This window comes from Staphylococcus sp. GDY8P57P, assembly GCF_017892585.1.
GTDB lineage: Bacteria > Bacillota > Bacilli > Staphylococcales > Staphylococcaceae > Staphylococcus > Staphylococcus borealis.
The window spans coordinates 92827-111630 of record NZ_JAESLK010000018.1; the positions used below are offsets into that span (position 1 = coordinate 92827).

Annotated in this window: 16 protein-coding genes; 1 reads left to right on the plus strand and 15 read right to left on the minus strand. The window is 35.5% G+C overall.

Features of this window, described 5'->3' with window-relative positions; all coding sequences use genetic code 11:
• Nucleotides 1–51: 51 nt before the first annotated feature.
• The 4 genes from priA to gmk form a co-directional block, all read right to left on the minus strand.
• The gene (gene priA / locus KA878_RS05600; protein ID WP_193839441.1) at nucleotides 52–2460 is read right to left on the minus strand and encodes a primosomal protein N'; all 2409 of its coding nucleotides are present in this window, start codon (nucleotides 2458–2460) and stop codon (nucleotides 52–54) included.
• On the minus strand, nucleotides 2460–3659 hold the full coding sequence (gene coaBC / locus KA878_RS05605) for a bifunctional phosphopantothenoylcysteine decarboxylase/phosphopantothenate--cysteine ligase CoaBC (RefSeq protein WP_193839442.1): 1200 nt from the start codon (nucleotides 3657–3659) through the stop codon (nucleotides 2460–2462). Before coaBC ends, priA begins: the two co-directional genes overlap by 1 nt.
• A 161-nt stretch (nucleotides 3660–3820) precedes the next feature.
• Nucleotides 3821–4033: a DNA-directed RNA polymerase subunit omega gene (gene rpoZ, locus KA878_RS05610; protein WP_011275989.1), complete on the minus strand. Its 213-nt coding sequence runs from the start codon at nucleotides 4031–4033 to the stop codon at nucleotides 3821–3823.
• A complete protein-coding gene (gmk, locus tag KA878_RS05615) occupies nucleotides 4033–4656 on the minus strand; it encodes a guanylate kinase (protein ID WP_053029214.1) in 624 nt (207 codons plus the stop codon). The genes rpoZ and gmk overlap by 1 nt, the downstream gene beginning before the upstream one ends.
• 158 nt (nucleotides 4657–4814) lie before the next feature.
• Between gmk and KA878_RS05620 the strand changes: the two genes are divergently transcribed.
• Nucleotides 4815–6512: an Rqc2 family fibronectin-binding protein gene (locus KA878_RS05620; RefSeq protein ID WP_193839443.1), complete on the plus strand. Its 1698-nt coding sequence runs from the start codon at nucleotides 4815–4817 to the stop codon at nucleotides 6510–6512.
• A gap of 92 nt (nucleotides 6513–6604) precedes the next feature.
• Here the strand turns inward: KA878_RS05620 and KA878_RS05625 are convergent, their stop codons facing one another.
• The 11 genes from KA878_RS05625 to KA878_RS05675 all read right to left on the minus strand — a co-directional run bounded on the left by KA878_RS05625 (nucleotide 6605) and on the right by KA878_RS05675 (nucleotide 18793).
• Nucleotides 6605–7009 (minus strand): VOC family protein, encoded by a 405-nt coding sequence (locus KA878_RS05625; protein ID WP_053029212.1) that lies wholly within the window; start codon nucleotides 7007–7009, stop codon nucleotides 6605–6607.
• Nucleotides 7010–7346: 337 nt separating this feature from the next.
• On the minus strand, nucleotides 7347–7574 hold the full coding sequence (locus KA878_RS05630) for a hypothetical protein (RefSeq protein ID WP_070855474.1): 228 nt from the start codon (nucleotides 7572–7574) through the stop codon (nucleotides 7347–7349).
• A 30-nt stretch (nucleotides 7575–7604) separates the two neighbouring features.
• Nucleotides 7605–8213, minus strand: coding sequence for an orotate phosphoribosyltransferase (gene pyrE, locus KA878_RS05635; RefSeq protein WP_070855472.1), 609 nt, complete (start codon nucleotides 8211–8213; stop codon nucleotides 7605–7607).
• Nucleotide 8214: 1 nt separating this feature from the next.
• A complete protein-coding gene (gene pyrF, locus KA878_RS05640) occupies nucleotides 8215–8907 on the minus strand; it encodes an orotidine-5'-phosphate decarboxylase (protein ID WP_053029209.1) in 693 nt (230 codons plus the stop codon).
• A gap of 94 nt (nucleotides 8908–9001) precedes the next feature.
• On the minus strand, nucleotides 9002–12175 hold the full coding sequence (carB, locus tag KA878_RS05645) for a carbamoyl-phosphate synthase large subunit (protein ID WP_193839444.1): 3174 nt from the start codon (nucleotides 12173–12175) through the stop codon (nucleotides 9002–9004).
• Nucleotides 12168–13268, minus strand: coding sequence for a carbamoyl phosphate synthase small subunit (locus KA878_RS05650; protein WP_193839445.1), 1101 nt, complete (start codon nucleotides 13266–13268; stop codon nucleotides 12168–12170). The genes carB and KA878_RS05650 overlap by 8 nt, the downstream gene beginning before the upstream one ends.
• Nucleotides 13269–14543, minus strand: coding sequence for a dihydroorotase (locus tag KA878_RS05655; RefSeq protein WP_196334688.1), 1275 nt, complete (start codon nucleotides 14541–14543; stop codon nucleotides 13269–13271).
• Between the two features lie 3 nt (nucleotides 14544–14546).
• Nucleotides 14547–15440 carry an aspartate carbamoyltransferase catalytic subunit gene (locus KA878_RS05660; protein WP_053029205.1) on the minus strand — a complete coding sequence of 298 codons (894 nt, stop codon included), beginning with the start codon at nucleotides 15438–15440 and terminating at the stop codon, nucleotides 14547–14549.
• A gap of 32 nt (nucleotides 15441–15472) precedes the next feature.
• Complete coding sequence (locus KA878_RS05665) at nucleotides 15473–16783, minus strand: uracil-xanthine permease family protein (protein WP_193839447.1); 1311 nt, start codon at nucleotides 16781–16783, stop codon at nucleotides 15473–15475.
• A 226-nt stretch (nucleotides 16784–17009) separates the two neighbouring features.
• Complete coding sequence (gene pyrR, locus KA878_RS05670; protein ID WP_075108625.1) at nucleotides 17010–17537, minus strand: bifunctional pyr operon transcriptional regulator/uracil phosphoribosyltransferase PyrR; 528 nt, start codon at nucleotides 17535–17537, stop codon at nucleotides 17010–17012.
• Nucleotides 17538–17875: 338 nt separating this feature from the next.
• Nucleotides 17876–18793 carry an RluA family pseudouridine synthase gene (locus tag KA878_RS05675; RefSeq protein ID WP_075108624.1) on the minus strand — a complete coding sequence of 306 codons (918 nt, stop codon included), beginning with the start codon at nucleotides 18791–18793 and terminating at the stop codon, nucleotides 17876–17878.
• Nucleotides 18794–18804: the final 11 nt, after the last annotated feature.

Below are 18804 nucleotides of genomic sequence, written 5' to 3' on the forward strand. Positions count from 1 at the left end.
GAGTTACGTAAGTTAGGTCTTTAAACCTAATAACTACGTAACTCTTTTTATTTACATTAATACTTGCGGATTGATATCTATTTTTAATGCAAGTTTGTCTTTAAGATAGGCCTCATGATAATAATCATCTAAATATTGTAGTGCTTTTAACAATTCCGGTTCACGCTTGTATTTCACTAAAATTTGAAATCGATGTTCGTTGTTAATACGTGCAATTGCAGCTGGTGATGGGCCTAACACTAACGCACGATCTGTGAGATGCTGCAGTAAGATTTGATGTATATGTTTGGATGCTTCCATCACTTTCTTCATATTTTTATGCGAAATCGTAAAATTGATTAGAAAATAATAAGGTGGATACTTGCCCATTTTTCTATATTCCATTTCTTTATGATAGAAAGTTAAATAATCATTTTTTTGAACATCTTCGATTGCATAATGGTCAGGATTGTAAGTTTGAATAATGACGCTACCTGGCTTTTCATGTCGCCCTGCTCTTCCAGCCACTTGTGTTAACAGTTGATATGTCCGCTCACTCGCACGAAAATCAGGTAGATTCAACATAGTATCAGCATTTAAAACGCCTACTAAGGTGATATTTGGATAATCTAACCCTTTTGCAATCATTTGTGTGCCTAATAAAATATCGCCTTTTCCTTGTTCAAATTCGGATAGCAATTTTTCATGCGCACCTTTTCTAGAAGTAGTATCTACATCCATTCGTATAATACGTGCACCTTCAAATTCTTGTTGTAATATTTCTTCCACACGTTGTGTACCCGTGCCTACTTGGCGAATATGAGAACTTTCACAATTAGGACATTTATTTGGAGGTACTTCATGGTAACCGCAATAATGACACTTCAATTGATCTGTTGACTTGTGGTACGTTAATGAAATATCACAATGTGGACATTGAGGCACATAACCGCAATCTCGGCATAACATAAATGATGCATAGCCACGACGATTAAGAAATAAAACGATTTGTTCATTTTTACGTAAGCGCTCTTCAATTGCTTCTCTTAATTCGTTAGAAAACATTGAACGATTTCCCGCACTCAATTCTTCGCGCATATCAACTATATCTATCGATGGTAATGCTTGTTGATTCACTCTAGTAGGTAACGACAGTAACTGATACACGCCTTTTTCAGCTCGTGCGTATGATTCAAGGCTTGGTGTTGCACTTCCTAATACTAAAGGACATTGATGATATTGACTTCTCCATTCAGCGATATCTCTAGCATGATACCGTGGATAATCTTCTTGCTTATATGTTGATTCATGTTCCTCGTCAATAATAATTATGCCTAAATTTTTGAATGGTGCGAAGATACTTGATCGTGCACCAACACTGACACGTGCTCTACCGTCTCTAATCTTTTGCCATTCATCGTAGCGTTCTCCATTAGATAGACCAGAGTGTAGCACCGCTACGTCATCACCAAATCGGCGTTTAAATCGTAAGACCATTTGTGGAGTTAAAGCAATTTCAGGCACTAACATCATTGCTTCTTTACCTTCATTGAGCACTTCTTCGATTGTCTGTAAGTAAACTTCTGTTTTACCTGAACCTGTCACACCATGTAATAAGAATGTACGTTGCGCTTTATTATCGATTTTGTCTTTAATCTGTTGAAAAGCAACACGCTGTTCTGAAGTAAGTTCCCGCTTCTCTTCACGTTCAAATATACGATGTGCAAACGGATCACGTTCTACTTCGGCATCATATTTCTCAATATAACCCTTCTTAACTAACCCATCTATACTTGATTTCGAGAATCCCATCTCTTCCATATCTTTTAGAAATACTGTATTATGCTGTTCATCTAATAGATAGGCATACACGTCATACTGCTTTATTTTCTTCTCAAGTTTAGCTAAGACCTCATCTGGATGATAACCTTCTACGATACGTACCGCTCTCTGTGTTTTCTTTTTTACATTTTGAGATAATATTGTAACTTCTTTCACTGCGCCCATTTTTAACAATTTGTTTAAAACAGGTAGATGATTATTCTTTTGCGCTTCTTTATACTTATATTGACCCGTAGCATCAAAGTATTCAAGCAATTGATCATCGATATCATTATATTTCACAACTTCAAAGACTTTCGTATACTTTGCTTTAATTGCACTGGGCAACATTACTTCAAGTACTGAAATGCGCTTGGATACATGATAGTGGCTAATCCATTCACTCAATTGAATCAATTCAGAGGTTAATTCAGGTTTCATATCTTGAATTTCTTTGATTACTTTTAATTTCTCAATATTAATATCATCACTAGGTTCATTTTCAATAGCCATGACATATCCTTGAATTGTACGCGGACCGAATGGAACAACCACCCTAACCCCTACCTGAATAAAAGCCTCTAAATGCTCTGGTATCAAATAATCAAATTTAAAGTCCACACTCTTAGAAGGAATATCTACGATTACCTTCGCAATCATTATTGCCACCTAGTTTCTAATTCATCTAAAATTTGTTCAGCTAATTGAACCTTTTTGCCTCTCTTAATATTAATCATTTCATTAGTTTTAAAATGCATGGTTAATTCATTATCATCTGATTTAAAACCAATCGTTTTGTCACCTACATTATTCGAAATAATCACATCAGCATTTTTTCGTTTTAATTTATCTTGCGCATAGGCTTCGATATTTTGCGTTTCAGCAGCGAAACCTACTAAATATTGATGTGCTTTATGTTCACCTAAATATTTTAGAATATCTTTAGTTCGTTTAAAGGTAACGGCTAAGTCGCCATCTTGTTTCTTCATTTTATGATCTAATACTTCAATCGGGGTATAATCAGAGACAGCTGCCGCTTTAAATACAATGTCTTGCTGATCAAAACGTGTCGTTACTGCCTCAAACATGTCTTCCGCACTTTCAATATGCACAACGTTTACACCAATAGGATCTACTAATTGCGTTGGTCCTGTCACTAACGTAACGTGTGCGCCTCTTTTTTGTAGCGCTTCAGCTAGCGCGTAACCCATTTTCCCTGAAGAACGATTGGATACGTAACGAACAGGATCAATCACTTCTACAGTTGGCCCAGCTGTGACTAATGCATGTTTACCTTTAAATGAACTATGTGCCTTTACCTTTTGCGAATGGAAAAAGTCGTTGATAACTTTAACAATTTGTAATGGTTCTTCCATTCTTCCTTTTGCTACATAACCACACGCTAAATAACCATCCCCAGGTTCAATAAAGCGATAGCCATCTTGTGCTAATACGTTAATATTGTGCTGTGTACGCTTATTCTCATACATATGTACATTCATTGCCGGAGCAATAAAGGTAGGTGTCTCAGTTGCTAACAACGTAGATGTCAGTATATCATCTGCAATACCCACACTCAATTTCGCAATCACATTTGCAGTTGCAGGCGCAATGATAATCGCATCTGCCCAATCACCCAATGCGACATGTTGAATTTCTTGTGGGTTTTCTTCTTTAAATGTATTGGTATAGACTGGGTTTCTACTAATTGCTTGAAAAGCAAGTGGTGTAACAAATTCTTGCGCATGTTCAGATAACATTACGCGTACATCGTAACCAGCTTGTGTTAATTTACTCGTTAAATCTATAGCTTTATATGCTGCAATACCACCTGTAACAGCTAGCAAAATGTGTTTCATAATCGTATTTCTCCCTTTTACTATATCGATTATTAATCATAATTTATATTAAATTTATTATACACAAATTAAAGGTGTAATTAAAAAGACACATCTTATTGAAGAAGCGTAATACTCAAATCAATAAGATGTGCATATGGATAAATTAATTTCATTTGGTTTTACATAGTGAATTCGTCAGAAACGACTGGTGTAATTTTACCGCTAGCAATTTCTTCTAATGCTTCACCAACTGGTTTAGCTGAATGATATCCACTTAATAAAGCTGTTTCAGGTCTTTCATCTAATTCACGTGCACGCTTAGCTGCAGTCGTAGCAATTAAATACTTAGAATTGATTTTCGATTGTAACTGGTTTAATGGTGGGTTTAACATTATTTTTTGGCCTCCAATAACATTTTTCTATATATAGCTTCAACACGTTCGCGTTTTAAGTGTTCTGCTTCAACAATTGATTGAATACGATCTTTCGCTAAATGGACTTCATCGTTGACTACAACGTAATCATAAAGATTCATCATCTCTACTTCTTTACGTGCTTCATTTACTCTGCTTTGAATCTTCTCATCTGACTCAGTGCCACGTCCAACTAATCGTTCTTTCAAATGGTCTAAGCTAGGTGGTGCAAGGAAGATAAATAATGCATCTGGAAATTTCTTTCTTACTTGTTTAGCACCTTCTACTTCAATTTCTAAAAATACATCATGTCCAGCAGCCATAGTATCTTTAACATATTGAACAGGCGTACCATAGTAATTCCCAACGTATTCAGCATATTCAATAAATTGATCTTCCTGAATTAAAGCTTCAAATTCTTCTTTCGTCTTAAAAAAGTAATCTACACCATCAACTTCGCCTTCACGCATATTACGTGTCGTCATTGAAATAGAGTACTTATATGATGTAGTTGGATCATCAAATATCTCTTTGCGTACAGTTCCTTTACCTACTCCTGAAGGACCTGAAAGAACAATTAGTAATCCTTTTTCATTATCCATGCCTTACGACCTCTCTAAGCTATTCTTCTATTATTTAAATATAATATCATATTGTAGTGAAAATTGTATAGAGTATGTAACATAAACTTAAATCATGACGCTATCTTTTTACCATGTTACAATATACTGAATGATTAAATTGAAGGTGGAAATTATTTATGGCATATGATGGCTTATTCACTAAAAAAATAGTTGAATCACTACAGTTTATAGTATCTGGTCGAATTCATAAGATTAATCAACCAGAAAATGATACGATTCTTATGGTTGTACGCCAAAATCGCAAAAATCATCAACTATTACTATCCATACACCCTAGTTTCTCAAGAATGCATATCACAACGAAGAAGTATGATAACCCATTTGAACCACCAATGTTCGCACGCGTATTTAGAAAACATTTAGAAGGTGGCATTATTAAATCAGTACGTCAAATCGGTAATGACCGCCGTATTGAAATCGATGTTGAAAGTAAAGATGAAATTGGGGATACCATTTATCGCACCGTTATTTTAGAAATTATGGGTAAACATAGCAATTTATTACTTGTCGATGAAAATTATAAAATTATTGAAGGATTTAAACATTTAACCCCGAATACAAATCAGTATCGTACGGTTATGCCGGGTTTTAAATATGAAGCACCACCAACACAAAATAAATTAAATCCATTTGACGTTTCTGGGGATGAAGCTTTAAAATATGTAGATTTTAATAGTGGTAAACTTGCAAAGCAGTTATTGAACACGTTTGAAGGCTTTAGTCCACTGATTACTAATGAAATTGTCAATCGCTATCAATTTATGACAACAGACACACTACCTAAAGCTTATGATGAGGTTATCGCTCAAACGTTACAAACACCTGTACCTGTTTTCCATAAAAATCATGAAACTGGTAAAGAAGATTTTTACTTCATGAAATTAGAACAATTTCATGATGATATGGTTGAATATGCATCCTTACATGAATTGTTAGATCGGTATTATGATGCCCGCGGAGAACGCGAACGTGTCAAACAACGCGCAAATGATTTAGTACGCTTTGTTCAACAGCAATCTCAAAAATATCAACATAAATTGAGCAAACTGATTACGGAGTATGAAAGTGCTAAAGATAAAGATAAACAGCAACTATACGGTGAACTCATTACTGCTAATATTTACCGCATTAAGCAAGGCGATGATGCTGTAACTGTTCTCAATTACTATACAAATGAAGACATTACGATTCCATTAAACCCTACTAAATCACCGTCAGTTAATGCACAATATTATTACAAGCAATATAATCGAATGAAAACACGTGAACGCGAATTAAATCATCAAATTCAATTAACGCGCGAGAACATCGATTACTTTGCAAATATCGAACAACAACTCGACCATATTACGGTTGATGAGATAGATGATATTCGTGATGAACTCGCAGAACAAGGATTTATGAAACAACGTAAAAACGTTAAAAAGAAAAAGAATGATAAAATTCAACTTCAAACCTATCTTTCTACAGATGGGGATACAATACTGGTAGGCAAAAATAATAAACAAAATGATTATTTAACAAATCGTAAAGCTCAAAAGTCACATATTTGGTTCCATACAAAAGATATTCCAGGATCTCATGTCGTTATTCTTAATGATGCACCAAGTGAACAAACGATTAAAGAAGCTGCTATGTTAGCTGGTTATTTCTCAAAAGCCGGAAATTCTGGACAAATTCCTGTAGACTATACAGAAATTAGAAATGTTCACAAACCTTCTGGTGCTAAACCAGGATTTGTAACGTATGATAATCAAAAAACATTATTTGCAACGCCAGATTATGACAAAATTCAAAGCATGAAAGTTAAATAAGCTGCATCGCACAGTCACTAAAATGATGAAACAATATTTAAAAAAGGGATTAGAACCGAACGCACAACTACATTCAGTTCTAATCCCATGTTTTATTTTTCAGGTAATGCGAGTTGAAAACTAACCCCAAATTTATCTTGTACCCATGCAAATTCACGGAATGGTGGCATCGCAGTTTTAGGCATTAATATTGCGCCTTCTTTCTTCAAACCACTGAATAGTCGTTCCATTTCCATCGCGTTATCAACCGTAATATATAAAGAAATTGACGGATTCATGGGCAAATTCTCACCATTATCCGCATCAATTGCCATAAATACTTGCCCATTTAGCGTAAATATAGAATGTTGTACTGTGCCTGGCACACCCGGTCCATCCTCTCCATATTTAACCATAGTTAAAATTTCACTATTATCGAACAGACTCGTATATAAATTAATTGCTTCTTCTGCTTGATTATTAAACATTAGAAATGTTGTTATTTTAGGTATTTCCACATTGATTCCCCTCTCTTTATCTTTAATACTTATTTTAAACTAATCTATATCATTTTGAAAAAATTTAAATATATAATTTCGTTAATCTAAATTTTTGACTTATTCTATTTTCAAGTTAAAATTAAAATAAAGTTCAATTGGAGGCTTTCAATTATGATGCATCTTGTTATACCTATTTTATGTATGCTTATTGTTTTACTTATCGGATGGGTGCTTATTAAAATTTTTATTCGCTAAGCGTTATGTATTATATTTCTAAACATATAAAACGTGGTATAGATATGAGAACATTTCATCTATTACTTTAGATGATTGTGCGCGCCTATACCACGTTTTTTTAATCGATTTTACCCTTTTGTCTAAGCGATTGCTTAGCCTTTTTAAAGAGGTCACTTGTATGTACAAATGAGTCCATGTTTACTTTAGATTGATTTTTACTTATTTCTTTAATGCTATTATCAATCGACATTGCGTTGTCTGGGGATTTGAAGTCTTCATCTCTATATAAGAATTCATTAACGTGCTTCATATTATTATAGAAGCGATTCGCTTCACTATCCGTCATATTAATCAATCCCCCTTTTGACATAGCATATTACAAGTTGTCTCTCCATTCAACTAAAGTTTGTATATCATGCTCAGAAATTTTACCTTCTTCACGTGCAACTTCAATTAACTCATTATAGTTACTTAATGTGTAGTAAGGGACATTGATATCATTAAACATGTCATCTGCTTTCTTTAAGCCATAAGTGAAAATGGCTACTACACCTACGACATTGGCCCCGGCTTCTTTTAATGCTTCAACTGCAGTAATTGAAGATCCACCTGTTGAGATTAAATCTTCGACAACGACGACGTTCTTGCCTTTGCTTAAAGCGCCTTCAATTTGGTTTTGTTTTCCATGGCTTTTGCTTTTCGAACGAACATAATTCATTGGTAAATTTAATTTCTCAGAGATATACGCTGCATGCGGAATACCTGCTGTTGCTGTACCAGATATAATATCTACATCACCGAATTGTTCAATAATCAACTGGCTCAATCCATCACGGATGGCACTTCGTACTTCTGGATAGCCTAATGTTACACGATTATCACAGTATATCGGAGATTTAATTCCTGAACTCCATGTATATAGGTCGTTTGGAGATAATGTTACTGCTTCGATATCTAATAAAGATTTTGCTATTTCTTTTGCCATATTAACTTAACCAACTTTCTTTAATAGTGTGATAACTTTCTACAGGATTCTCACTTTGCGTGATTGGTCGTCCAACTACAATATGTGTTGCCCCTAATTGTTTAGCGTCTTCAGGTGTAGTGATTCGCTTTTGATCATCTACAGCTGCCCCTTGTGGTCTAATTCCAGGTGTTACTTTTAAAAAGTCTGAACCTAATTCATTTGTTAATAATTCTGCTTCTAATGGAGAGCATACAACACCATCTAAACCTGCTTGTTGCGTTAATGTCGCATAGTTTAATACGGCTTCTTCGATTGTTGTTTGAATGTTTTGCTCATTACGCAACATTTCTTCAGTTGTAGATGTTAATTGTGTAACAGCAATAATCTTTGTATCATTACTAAATTTGTGCAATCCCCTTACTGCAGCTTTCATCATGGCTGTACCACCAGCTGCATGCACATTAACTAAATCGACATCTAACTTTCCTAAGCCTTCCATTGCTTTTTCAACTGTGTTTGGAATATCATGTAGCTTCAAATCTAAGAAAATATCATGACCACGTGATTTAATAGATTTAATGAACTCTGGCCCTGCTTGATAGAAGAGTTCCATTCCGATTTTCACGAAAAGTGGTTCATCAAATTGATCTAAAAATGTATTCACTTTTTCTGCGGATTCGAAATCTAATGCTATGATAGGTAAATCTTTCATATTATAACTCCTTTGAAAATGAACGACGCGGTCGCAGTCGTCTGACTAAGGAAATCCTGACTACATACAACCTTGTCGTTCTTGAATTGTCATATTACATCGTTCTCATTGAAAATGTCATACTTTCAATCACATTTGTTAAAGCATTCGCAGTATCTAATGATGTTAAACATGGCACACCATTTTCTACTGTTGTACGACGAATTTGGAAACCGTCTCTTTCTACTTCTTTACCCTTAGTCATGGTATTAATGACAATTTGTACTTCACCATTTTGGATACGTGTTAATAAATCATCATCGCCACCAATTTTACCTACAACTTCAACTGGAATATGATGTTCTTCTAATTTTTGTGCCGTTCCTTGAGTAGCTAAAATCTTATATCCTACCTCATTTAAACGGTGAGCAATTTTTACAATTTCCTCTTTATCTTTATCACTTACTGTCATAAGTACAGTACCATGATCTTTAACTTCTACACCACTACCCGTTAATCCTTTATAAAGTGCTTTTTCTAAAGTTAGATCTTTACCCATCACTTCACCGGTAGATTTCATTTCTGGTCCTAAAGTCACATCGACATTTTTCAATTTATTAAAACTGAAGACAGGTGCTTTCACATAGACACCTTCTGAATATGGTTGGATGCCTTGCTTATAGCCTAACGCTTTAAGCTGTGTTCCCATTATAGCTTGCATCGCAAGTTGTGCCATTTGAATATCTGTGATTTTACTTAAGAATGGTACCGTTCGACTTGCACGAGGGTTTACTTCTAGTACGTAAACACCATCATGTGCGATCACAAATTGGATATTAATCAAGCCTACGATATTAAGCCCTTTAGCTAATTTAATTGTGTAGTCTTCTAACGTATTAATATCTTCTTGGCTTAAAGTTTGGGGCGGATAAACAGCAATTGAGTCACCACTATGAACACCTGCACGTTCGATGTGTTCCATGATACCAGGAATGATGACTGTTTCACCGTCTGATATCGCATCAACCTCTATCTCCTTACCAGTTAAATATCTATCTACCAATACTGGATGTTCTGGGCTCGCTTTAACAGCTTGTTCCATGTAGTTTTCTAATTCAACGTCGCTATTCACTATTTCCATAGCACGACCACCGAGTACATATGATGGTCTCACCACAACCGGGTAGCCAATTTCACGGGCATTTTCAAGTGCTTCTTTTGGAGAAGTCGCAGTTTTACCTTTAGGTTGAGGTACATTAATGGTATGCAGTAAGGCTTCGAACTCTTTTCTATCTTCGGCACGATTTAAATCTTCTAAAGACGTTCCTAATATTTGAACCCCATGTTTAGCTAATTTATCCGCTAAGTTAATTGCCGTTTGGCCACCAAATTGCACGACTACGCCTTTAGGTTGTTCTAAATTGATGATATTCATTACATCTTCTTCAGTTAATGGTTCGAAGTATAATTTATCTGATATTGAAAAGTCAGTCGATACTGTTTCAGGATTATTATTCACGATAATTGCTTCGTATCCGGCATTTTGAATTGCCCATACTGCATGTACAGTAGCATAGTCAAATTCCACCCCTTGCCCAATTCGAATTGGACCTGATCCAAGTACCAAGATTTTTTCTTTATCTGTCACGATGGATTCATTTTCAGTCTCATAAGTGCCATAGTAATAGGGTGTTGTTGACTCAAATTCCGCAGCACAAGTGTCAACCATTTTGTATACAGGTTTAATGCCGTTTTCTTGGCGCAATTGATAAACTTCTGCTTCAGTCATACCGAATCGATGTGCAATCACTCTGTCACTAAAGCCATAGTCTTTAGCATATTTAAGGTAGTCTAAATCTCCAGGGTGTGCTTTCAACTCATGTTCGATATTAATAATATTTTGGAATTTATTTAAGAAGAAATAATCAATTTGCGTCATATTATGTATTTCTTCAAGCGTCGTACCACGTCTAATTGCTTCACCTATAAAGAAGAGTCTTTCATCATCTTGATGACTGATGCGTTCCTTAATATAATCTAAATCAAAACTTTCTCCATTTGGTAAGCCTAAATGGTGTACACCATATTCAAGTGAACGTATTGCTTTCAATAACGATTCTTCATATGTACGTCCGATAGCCATTACTTCACCAGTAGCTTTCATTTGAGTACCTAATTCACGTTCGCCTTTTTCAAATTTATCAAATGGGAATCTTGGTATCTTTGAAATAACGTAATCTAATGTTGGTTCAAAGGCAGCATATGATGTCCCTGTGACAGGGTTAAGCATCTCATCTAATGTTAATCCTACTGCTATTTTTGCCGCTAATTTTGCAATTGGGTATCCAGTTGCTTTAGATGCAAGCGCTGATGATCGTGATACACGTGGATTTACCTCTATAATATAGTAATTGAATGAGTGTGGGTCTAATGCAAGTTGGACGTTACATCCACCTTCAATACCTAATGCTCTAATTACTTTTAAAGATACATCACGCAACATTTGATATTCAACATCTGATAACGTTTGACTCGGCGCTACTACGATAGAGTCTCCAGTATGAATACCCACTGGGTCGATATTTTCCATATTACAAACAACAATTGCATTGTCATTTTTATCTCGCATTACTTCATATTCAATTTCTTTGTAGCCCGCGATAGATTTTTCAATTAAACATTGTGTCGCTGGACTGTAATGTAGTCCATTGCTCACTACTTCTTTTAATTCATCATCATTGTAGCAAATACCACCACCAGTACCTCCCATTGTAAAGGCAGGACGAACAATGAGTGGATAGCCTACTTCGTCTTTAAACGCAAATGCTTGTTCAACAGTATTTACAATATCACTTTCAGGGACAGGTACATTTAAATCATTCATTAATGATCTAAATAATTCTCTATCTTCTGCTTGTTGAATTGACTTTAATTCCGTACCTAGTAATTTCACATTATTTGCTTCAAGTACACCACTATCATGTAATTGAATTGCCATATTCAAACCTGTTTGACCACCTAATGTTGGTAACAGTGCATCAGGCTGTTCTTTACGAATAATACGTGCAATAAAGTCATGTGTTAACGGTTCGATATAAACTTTATCTGCAATTTCTTTATCTGTCATAATCGTTGCTGGGTTAGAGTTGACTAATATGACACGGTAGCCTTCTTCTTTTAAAGCAAGGCACGCTTGAGTACCTGCGTAATCAAATTCTGCAGCTTGTCCAATGATAATTGGACCTGATCCAATAACTAGAATCGTTTGTATATCGTCACGTTTAGGCATTTGCTGTTTGCTCCTTTTCTTTAAATTCTTTCATCATAGACATAAATTTATCGAATAAATAATTTGAATCGCTTGGGCCTGGTCGTGCTTCAGGATGATATTGCACCGAAAATGCTGGTAATGTCTTATGTCTTAATCCTTCAACCGTACCATCATTTAACGCAATATGTGTCACTTCTAAGTCAGTATGTGCCAATGACGCTTTATCAATAGCGTAACCATGGTTTTGACTTGTGATATCTACTTTTCCAGTTCGTAAATCTTTTACAGGGTGATTTGCACCACGATGACCGAACTTCATTTTAAATGACGTCGCACCTTGAGATAGCGCGAATAATTGATGTCCTAGGCATATACCGAAGAATGGAATTTTGCCTAAAATACCGTTAATCATATCCAATGCAACTTCTACCACATCTGGGTCACCAGGGCCATTAGATAACATCACGCCATCAGGTGACATAGCTAATATCTCTTCAGCCGATGTGTCATAAGGTACTACTGTCACATTGCACCCACGCAAATTTAATTCTCTTACAATGTTTTGCTTTTTACCAAAGTCTAACAAGACGACACTCAAATCAGATCCTGTAGAGACGTATGGTGTTTTAGTAGATACTGTTTCCACTTCATTTCGAGGTAACGTTGTATCTTGTAATGTACTGATTAGTGTGTCAATGTCCTCTCGATTATCAGTGAACCCTGCCTTGAGTACACCATGCTGTCTAATCTTACGAGTAATACTACGTGTATCTACGCCTGAGATACCAGGTATCTTGTATTGCACAAGCACATCGTGTAACGTTTTTTGATTTCTAAAGTTACTTGGATGAGTGCTTGCTTCTTTCACTACTACACCATTTAATGTTGGTGTTAGTGCTTCAAAGTCATCTCGGTTAATACCGTAATTACCAATTAATGGGTATGTGAATGTAATGATTTGACCAGTATATGAAGGGTCTGAGATTGTTTCTTGGTATCCTGTCATCGCTGTGTTGAATACGATTTCTCCAACTGATAAGTCGTTAGATCCCAATTGATATCCTTCATAATAAGTCCCATCTTCTAATACAAGATAGCGTCGCTCAAGCATTTATTTATCCTCCTTATATTTAACTTCGCCTTCTACCATAGTTAAAATTGGGTTACCATAAACTTTGTAACCAATAAAAGGTGTATTATCTGCTTTAGATAAGAAATCTTCAGCTTTGATTTCGCGTTCTTCTTCCAGATTAATCATTGTTAAATCAGCAAAGTGTCCTTCTTCCAATTTGCCATATGGTAAATCAAATACTTGCGCTGGTTTAACAGTTAAGTAATCCACTAATTGTTGCAATGACCAATCTCCATTTTTTACAAAATGCGTATATAGTAATGGGAATGCAGTTTCACTTCCTACAATACCGAAAGGTGCTTTAGTCATCGGTTGTGCTTTCTCTTCTTTCGCATGTGGTGCATGGTCAGTTGCAATACAATCTATCGTTCCATCTAATAACCCCTCTAATAAGGCTTCTCTATCTTCTTTACTTCTTAAAGGTGGATTCATTTTATAAATTGCATTATCACCTGGTACATCATCTTCAGTTAGTAATAAGTGATGTGGTGTGACTTCAGCTGTCACATGAATACCTGCTGCTTTAGCATCACGAATTGCTCTAACACTTTCTTTCGTTGAAACATGACATACATGATAATGACAATTTGCTGCTTCAGCTAGTAGCACATCTCTCGCGATTTGTACCGCTTCACAAATATTCGGAATGCCAGGTATACCTAACGCTTCGCTTCGTTTACCTTGGTGCATTGCACCACCATAAATTAAACTATTATCTTCGCAGTGTGCTACCACAGCTTTATTAACTTTAGCTGCTTGTTGCATTGCTTCATACATCATTGCTGATTCTTGTACACCTACGCCATCATCTGTGAACGCAAAAGCACCTTGCTTAGCTAGTGCTTCAAAATCAACATGTTCTTTTCCAGCTTGGCGTACGGTTATAGATGCATATGGTAATACACGTACTTGTGCGTTATCTTGAATTAATTGTTGTAAACGCTCCATATGTTCAACAGTGTCCGGTACTGGACGTGTATTTGGCATTGGACATACAGTTGTAAACCCACCACGAGCTGCAGCTTTCGTACCTGTTTCAATCGTTTCTTTATGTTCTCCACCTGGTTCACGTAAATGAACGTGAACATCAATTAAACCAGGTGCTACAAAATGTCCTTGTGCATCAATTACTTCAACACTTTCATCAACTTCAATATTATTGCTTATTTCTTTAATATGTTGACCGTCAATTAAAATAGATGTTTGCTTAAGTTCACCGTTATCTAAAATTTGAGCATTTTTGATTAATTTCAACGTTTACGCCTCTTTTCCTGATAATAGTTTATTGATTACTGACATTCTTAAATACATGCCATTTGTCATTTGTTTGAAAATTCGTGCCTTAGGTGCTTCCACTAATTCAGAATCAATTTCAACACCTCTATTAACTGGTGCAGGGTGCATAACAATTGCTTTATCTTTCAACTTATTATATCTATCCATTGTTAAACCGTATTGTTCATGGTAATCATTTGCCTCGAAGTTAGCTTCACCCGTTATACCATGGCGTTCATGTTGAACACGTAATAACATAACAATGTCTACTTGGTCGATAACATCATCAATTTGCACATATGGTGCATCTAAAGATTCATCAACCCATTCATCTGGACTTGAGAACATCACATTTGCGCCTAGTGATGTTAAGCTTATGAAATTACTTCTTGCTACACGTGAATTTTTAATATCACCACAGATCAAGATATTTAATCCTTCAAATGACCCATACTCTTCATAAATTGTCATGATATCTAATAAACTTTGTGTAGGGTGTTGACCACTACCATCACCAGCATTTGCAATTGGGATATTAAGATTTTCTAGTTCTTCATAATATGCATTTTGAGAATGTCTTATGACAAGTAAATCAACGCCGATGCTCTCAAGCGTTTTACATGTGTCGTACAGTGATTCTCCTTTTTGTACTGATGATGTACTTGTTTCAAAGTTAACTTCTTTAAGACCTAATTTTTGCTCTGCTACTTCAAAGCTACATTTAGTACGTGTTGAGTTTTCGAAGAATAAATTTGAAACAAACTTTCCTTCGAATTGTGGTAATGGTTGTTTTCCTGATTTATAATCACAAGCTGTTTGAATTAAATCGTAAATGTCCTCGTTAGATAAATGTTCCATAGATAATAAGTTATTCATAAAGCGCCTCCTGATAAATAATCCTTGTTAAATTAGTTTTTTGATTCCTGTTTTTCTTTTGGCAAAATTAAATTTAAGATAATACCTGAAAGTGCTGCGAGTGCCATACCTTCGATTTGAAGGTTTACACCTAAACCTTTTAAATTGATAAGTAAGTTACCAATACCTACAACTAAGATGACTGAAGCAATGACTAGGTTACGGTTGCTTGCGAAATCGATATTGCTCTCAACTAACATTCTGAGTCCGCTTGCTGCAATAATACCGAAGAGCAAGATGGATACGCCGCCCATTACCGGGGTAGGTATTGATGAAATCAACGCTGAGAACTTTCCAATGAATGATAAGACAATCGCGATGACCGCTGCGCCACCAATAACATAAACACTATAAATTTTTGTTATTGCGAGAACACCGATGTTTTCGCCGTATGTTGTACTTGGTGGACCACCAATAATACTTGCGAACATGGTTGACACACCATCACCGATAATTGAGCGATGTAAACCTGGATCCTCGAAGAAGTTTCTACCTACAATTTTATTGATTACCATTTGGTGACCGATATGCTCACTCACTGTTACGAACACGATTGGTAACATGACGAGTATTAAACCAAGGTGTATCGACGGTACATAATCTTTAAACGGTAAATAGATGTGAGGGAAGTCAATCCAATTTGCTTTCGCAATATTTGAAAAGTTTACTAATCCCATAAAGATTGAAACAATGTAGCCGACGATGATACCAATAAGTACCGGTATCAGTGATAAGAATCCTTTGAAGAACCCTTGGACAATAATGGTTACAAGTAATGTGATAAGTGCTACAACTAAATAGCTTAAGTTGTACCCTTTCATATCACCTGAATTCTCAAACATTGCCATATTAACTGCTGTTGGTGCTAGGCTTAAACCAATCACCATGATTACTGGCCCCACTACTACTGGTGGAAGTAAATGCATTAACCATCCTGTACCACTTATTTTGATTAGAATACCGATGATGACGTACATGACGCCACTAGCGAATAATGCGACCAACATATCGCCTAGACTGTGCGTACTCAATCCTGTAATAATTGGTGTGATAAATGCGAAGCTTGACCCTAAATATGCTGGAATCTTTGCTTTAGTAATTAGGATGTAAAGCAATGTTCCTATTCCTGATGCAAGTAAAGCAGCTGATATAGGTAAGCCAGTAAGGAATGGTACTAATACAGTAGAACCAAACATTGCAAATAGATGTTGCAAACTCAGTAATGCCCACTGTGCCGGTTGCGGTTTATCCTGTACATCTAACACCGGCTTAACGGTGCGTTCAAACATTTGTTCATTTTCCATTTTTTCTTCCTTTCATAAAAAAAGTCTCTTTAACATATAAATGTAAAGAGACTAAAAAATCGTATTTAGTAAGCAGATACGTTTTCATATCCAACGTGATCTGTACATACGTGACAAAGTATTCTGTTTTAGTGAGCACATTACTACTTATTTTGAAACTTTCATACTGACACTCACTATTGAATACTTTACCTTTTTCAGTCTCTCGTACTGATTTAAAAGGCCTTTATTCAATTATAACTGCGTTCTGTGAATCCTTTTCATTTAAGAACACAGAAACGGATTCTTCTTTAGCAGTTGGAATATTTTTTCCTACAAAATCGGCTCTGATAGGCAACTCACGATGTCCTCGATCTACAAGTGCAGCCAATCCAATTTTAATTGGTCGAGAATGTAATAGAATCGCATCTAGTGAAGCTCTAACAGTTCTACCAGTGTAAAGCACATCATCAATAATGATGACGACCTTGTTATTAATATCAGCATCAATATCTATTGCGTCTTGAGTGATTTTCTTGTTAGCAATTTCAATATCATCTCTAAAATGAGTAATATCAATTGTGCCTGTCGGAACTGCTTTTTGTTCAATTTGATTGATTTTGTCTTGAATACGTCGTGCTAAGTATTCGCCTCTCGTTTTGATACCGAGTAACACAAGATTTTCTGTACCTTTATTGTATTCTAGAATTTCGTGCGCCATACGCGTTACAGTACGTTGTATTGCAGCTTCATCCATGATGATACGTTCAGACATTATCTCACCTCTTAATATTAAAAAACCTCATGTCTTTAATCAAAGACATGAGGTTTAATTTATATACGGACATGTACGTTTATACGATACATGATAAAGTCATTCTCATTATACAATTCATCAATGTGCTCAATGAATGATTTTAAGAAAGTGTATAGAATTATACTCATTGTCTTTGAAGCCTCTCTGGACTTTCGTTTAAAGACATCGTTTTCTTTTTGAACTGTTATTAGCTTAATGCTTTTTGACTTATAAGTCAATGCAAATTTTAAAATTATCTGTGTTAAATAATACTTTTTATTAGATTAAATTCCATTTTAGACAATTGAATGATTAACTTAAGCTTCTCTTAAACGGATATCTTCTAATAATGTTTCAAATGCTTCAGGTAACTCCGCTTGTCGTTCAATGTATTCATGTGTGACTGGATGTTCAAACCCAATAACCCCTGCATGTAAAGCTTGACCCCCAATATCAAGTGTCTTTCTCGGACCATATTTAGGGTCTCCAACAAGAGGAAATCCTATATATTTCATATGCACACGGATTTGGTGTGTACGCCCTGTCTCTAATTGACACTCAATTAATGTATAATCTTTAAAATGTTCCAACACATTGAAATGTGTCACGGCTTCTTTACCATTATCAACAACATCCATAGATTGTCTATCTTTCTCATTTCTTCCTATTGGCGCATCGATTGTACCGTAATCATGTGGAATATTTCCATGTACTAATGCAGTATATTTTCGCTTAACAGATTTATCCATTAACTGTTCAACTAAACCACGATGCGCGATATCATTTTTCGCAACCATTAATAACCCTGATGTATCTTTATCGATACGATGTACGATACCAGGACGAATCTCACCATTAATACCAGATAAATCTTTAATTTGATACATTAATCCATTAACCAGTGTACCTGAATAATGACCTGGTGAAGGGTGAACTACCATACCTTTAGGTTTATATACAATCGCAACATCTTCATCTTCATAATAAATATCTAAGTTTAAATTTTCCGGCTGAATATCAGCTTCAACGACTTCCTTTTCAGTAACGATAATACTGTCATTTAATTTAACTTTATAATTAGATTTAATCACTTTGTCATTTACTGTTACTAAATCGTCTTTAATCCAATCTTGTATTTGACTTCTTGACCAGTCATTGTTGAATTCAGGTAATAATTTATCAATACGCTGTCCAACATAAGCTTGATCTTCTATTTTAAATTCATGTGTTTTCAAATTACAGCCTC

What these genes read in the sequence shown, in the direction of transcription:
- gmk (WP_053029214.1), bottom strand. Translation starts at nt 4,656, where the DNA reads ATGGATAATGAAAAAGGATTACTAATTGTTCTTTCAGGTCCTTCAGGA.
- KA878_RS05630 (WP_070855474.1), bottom strand. Translation starts at nt 7,574, where the DNA reads ATGACGGATAGTGAAGCGAATCGCTTCTATAATAATATGAAGCACGTT.
- KA878_RS05650 (WP_193839445.1), bottom strand. Translation starts at nt 13,268, where the DNA reads ATGCTTGAGCGACGCTATCTTGTATTAGAAGATGGGACTTATTATGAA.
- carB (WP_193839444.1), bottom strand. Translation starts at nt 12,175, where the DNA reads ATGCCTAAACGTGACGATATACAAACGATTCTAGTTATTGGATCAGGT.
- KA878_RS05620 (WP_193839443.1), top strand. Translation starts at nt 4,815, where the DNA reads ATGGCATATGATGGCTTATTCACTAAAAAAATAGTTGAATCACTACAG.
- coaBC (WP_193839442.1), bottom strand. Translation starts at nt 3,659, where the DNA reads ATGAAACACATTTTGCTAGCTGTTACAGGTGGTATTGCAGCATATAAA.
- pyrR (WP_075108625.1), bottom strand. Translation starts at nt 17,537, where the DNA reads ATGTCTGAACGTATCATCATGGATGAAGCTGCAATACAACGTACTGTA.
- pyrF (WP_053029209.1), bottom strand. Translation starts at nt 8,907, where the DNA reads ATGAAAGATTTACCTATCATAGCATTAGATTTCGAATCCGCAGAAAAA.
- priA (WP_193839441.1), bottom strand. Translation starts at nt 2,460, where the DNA reads ATGATTGCGAAGGTAATCGTAGATATTCCTTCTAAGAGTGTGGACTTT.
- pyrE (WP_070855472.1), bottom strand. Translation starts at nt 8,213, where the DNA reads ATGGCAAAAGAAATAGCAAAATCTTTATTAGATATCGAAGCAGTAACA.
- KA878_RS05665 (WP_193839447.1), bottom strand. Translation starts at nt 16,783, where the DNA reads ATGGAAAATGAACAAATGTTTGAACGCACCGTTAAGCCGGTGTTAGAT.
- KA878_RS05660 (WP_053029205.1), bottom strand. Translation starts at nt 15,440, where the DNA reads ATGAATAACTTATTATCTATGGAACATTTATCTAACGAGGACATTTAC.
- rpoZ (WP_011275989.1), bottom strand. Translation starts at nt 4,033, where the DNA reads ATGTTAAACCCACCATTAAACCAGTTACAATCGAAAATCAATTCTAAG.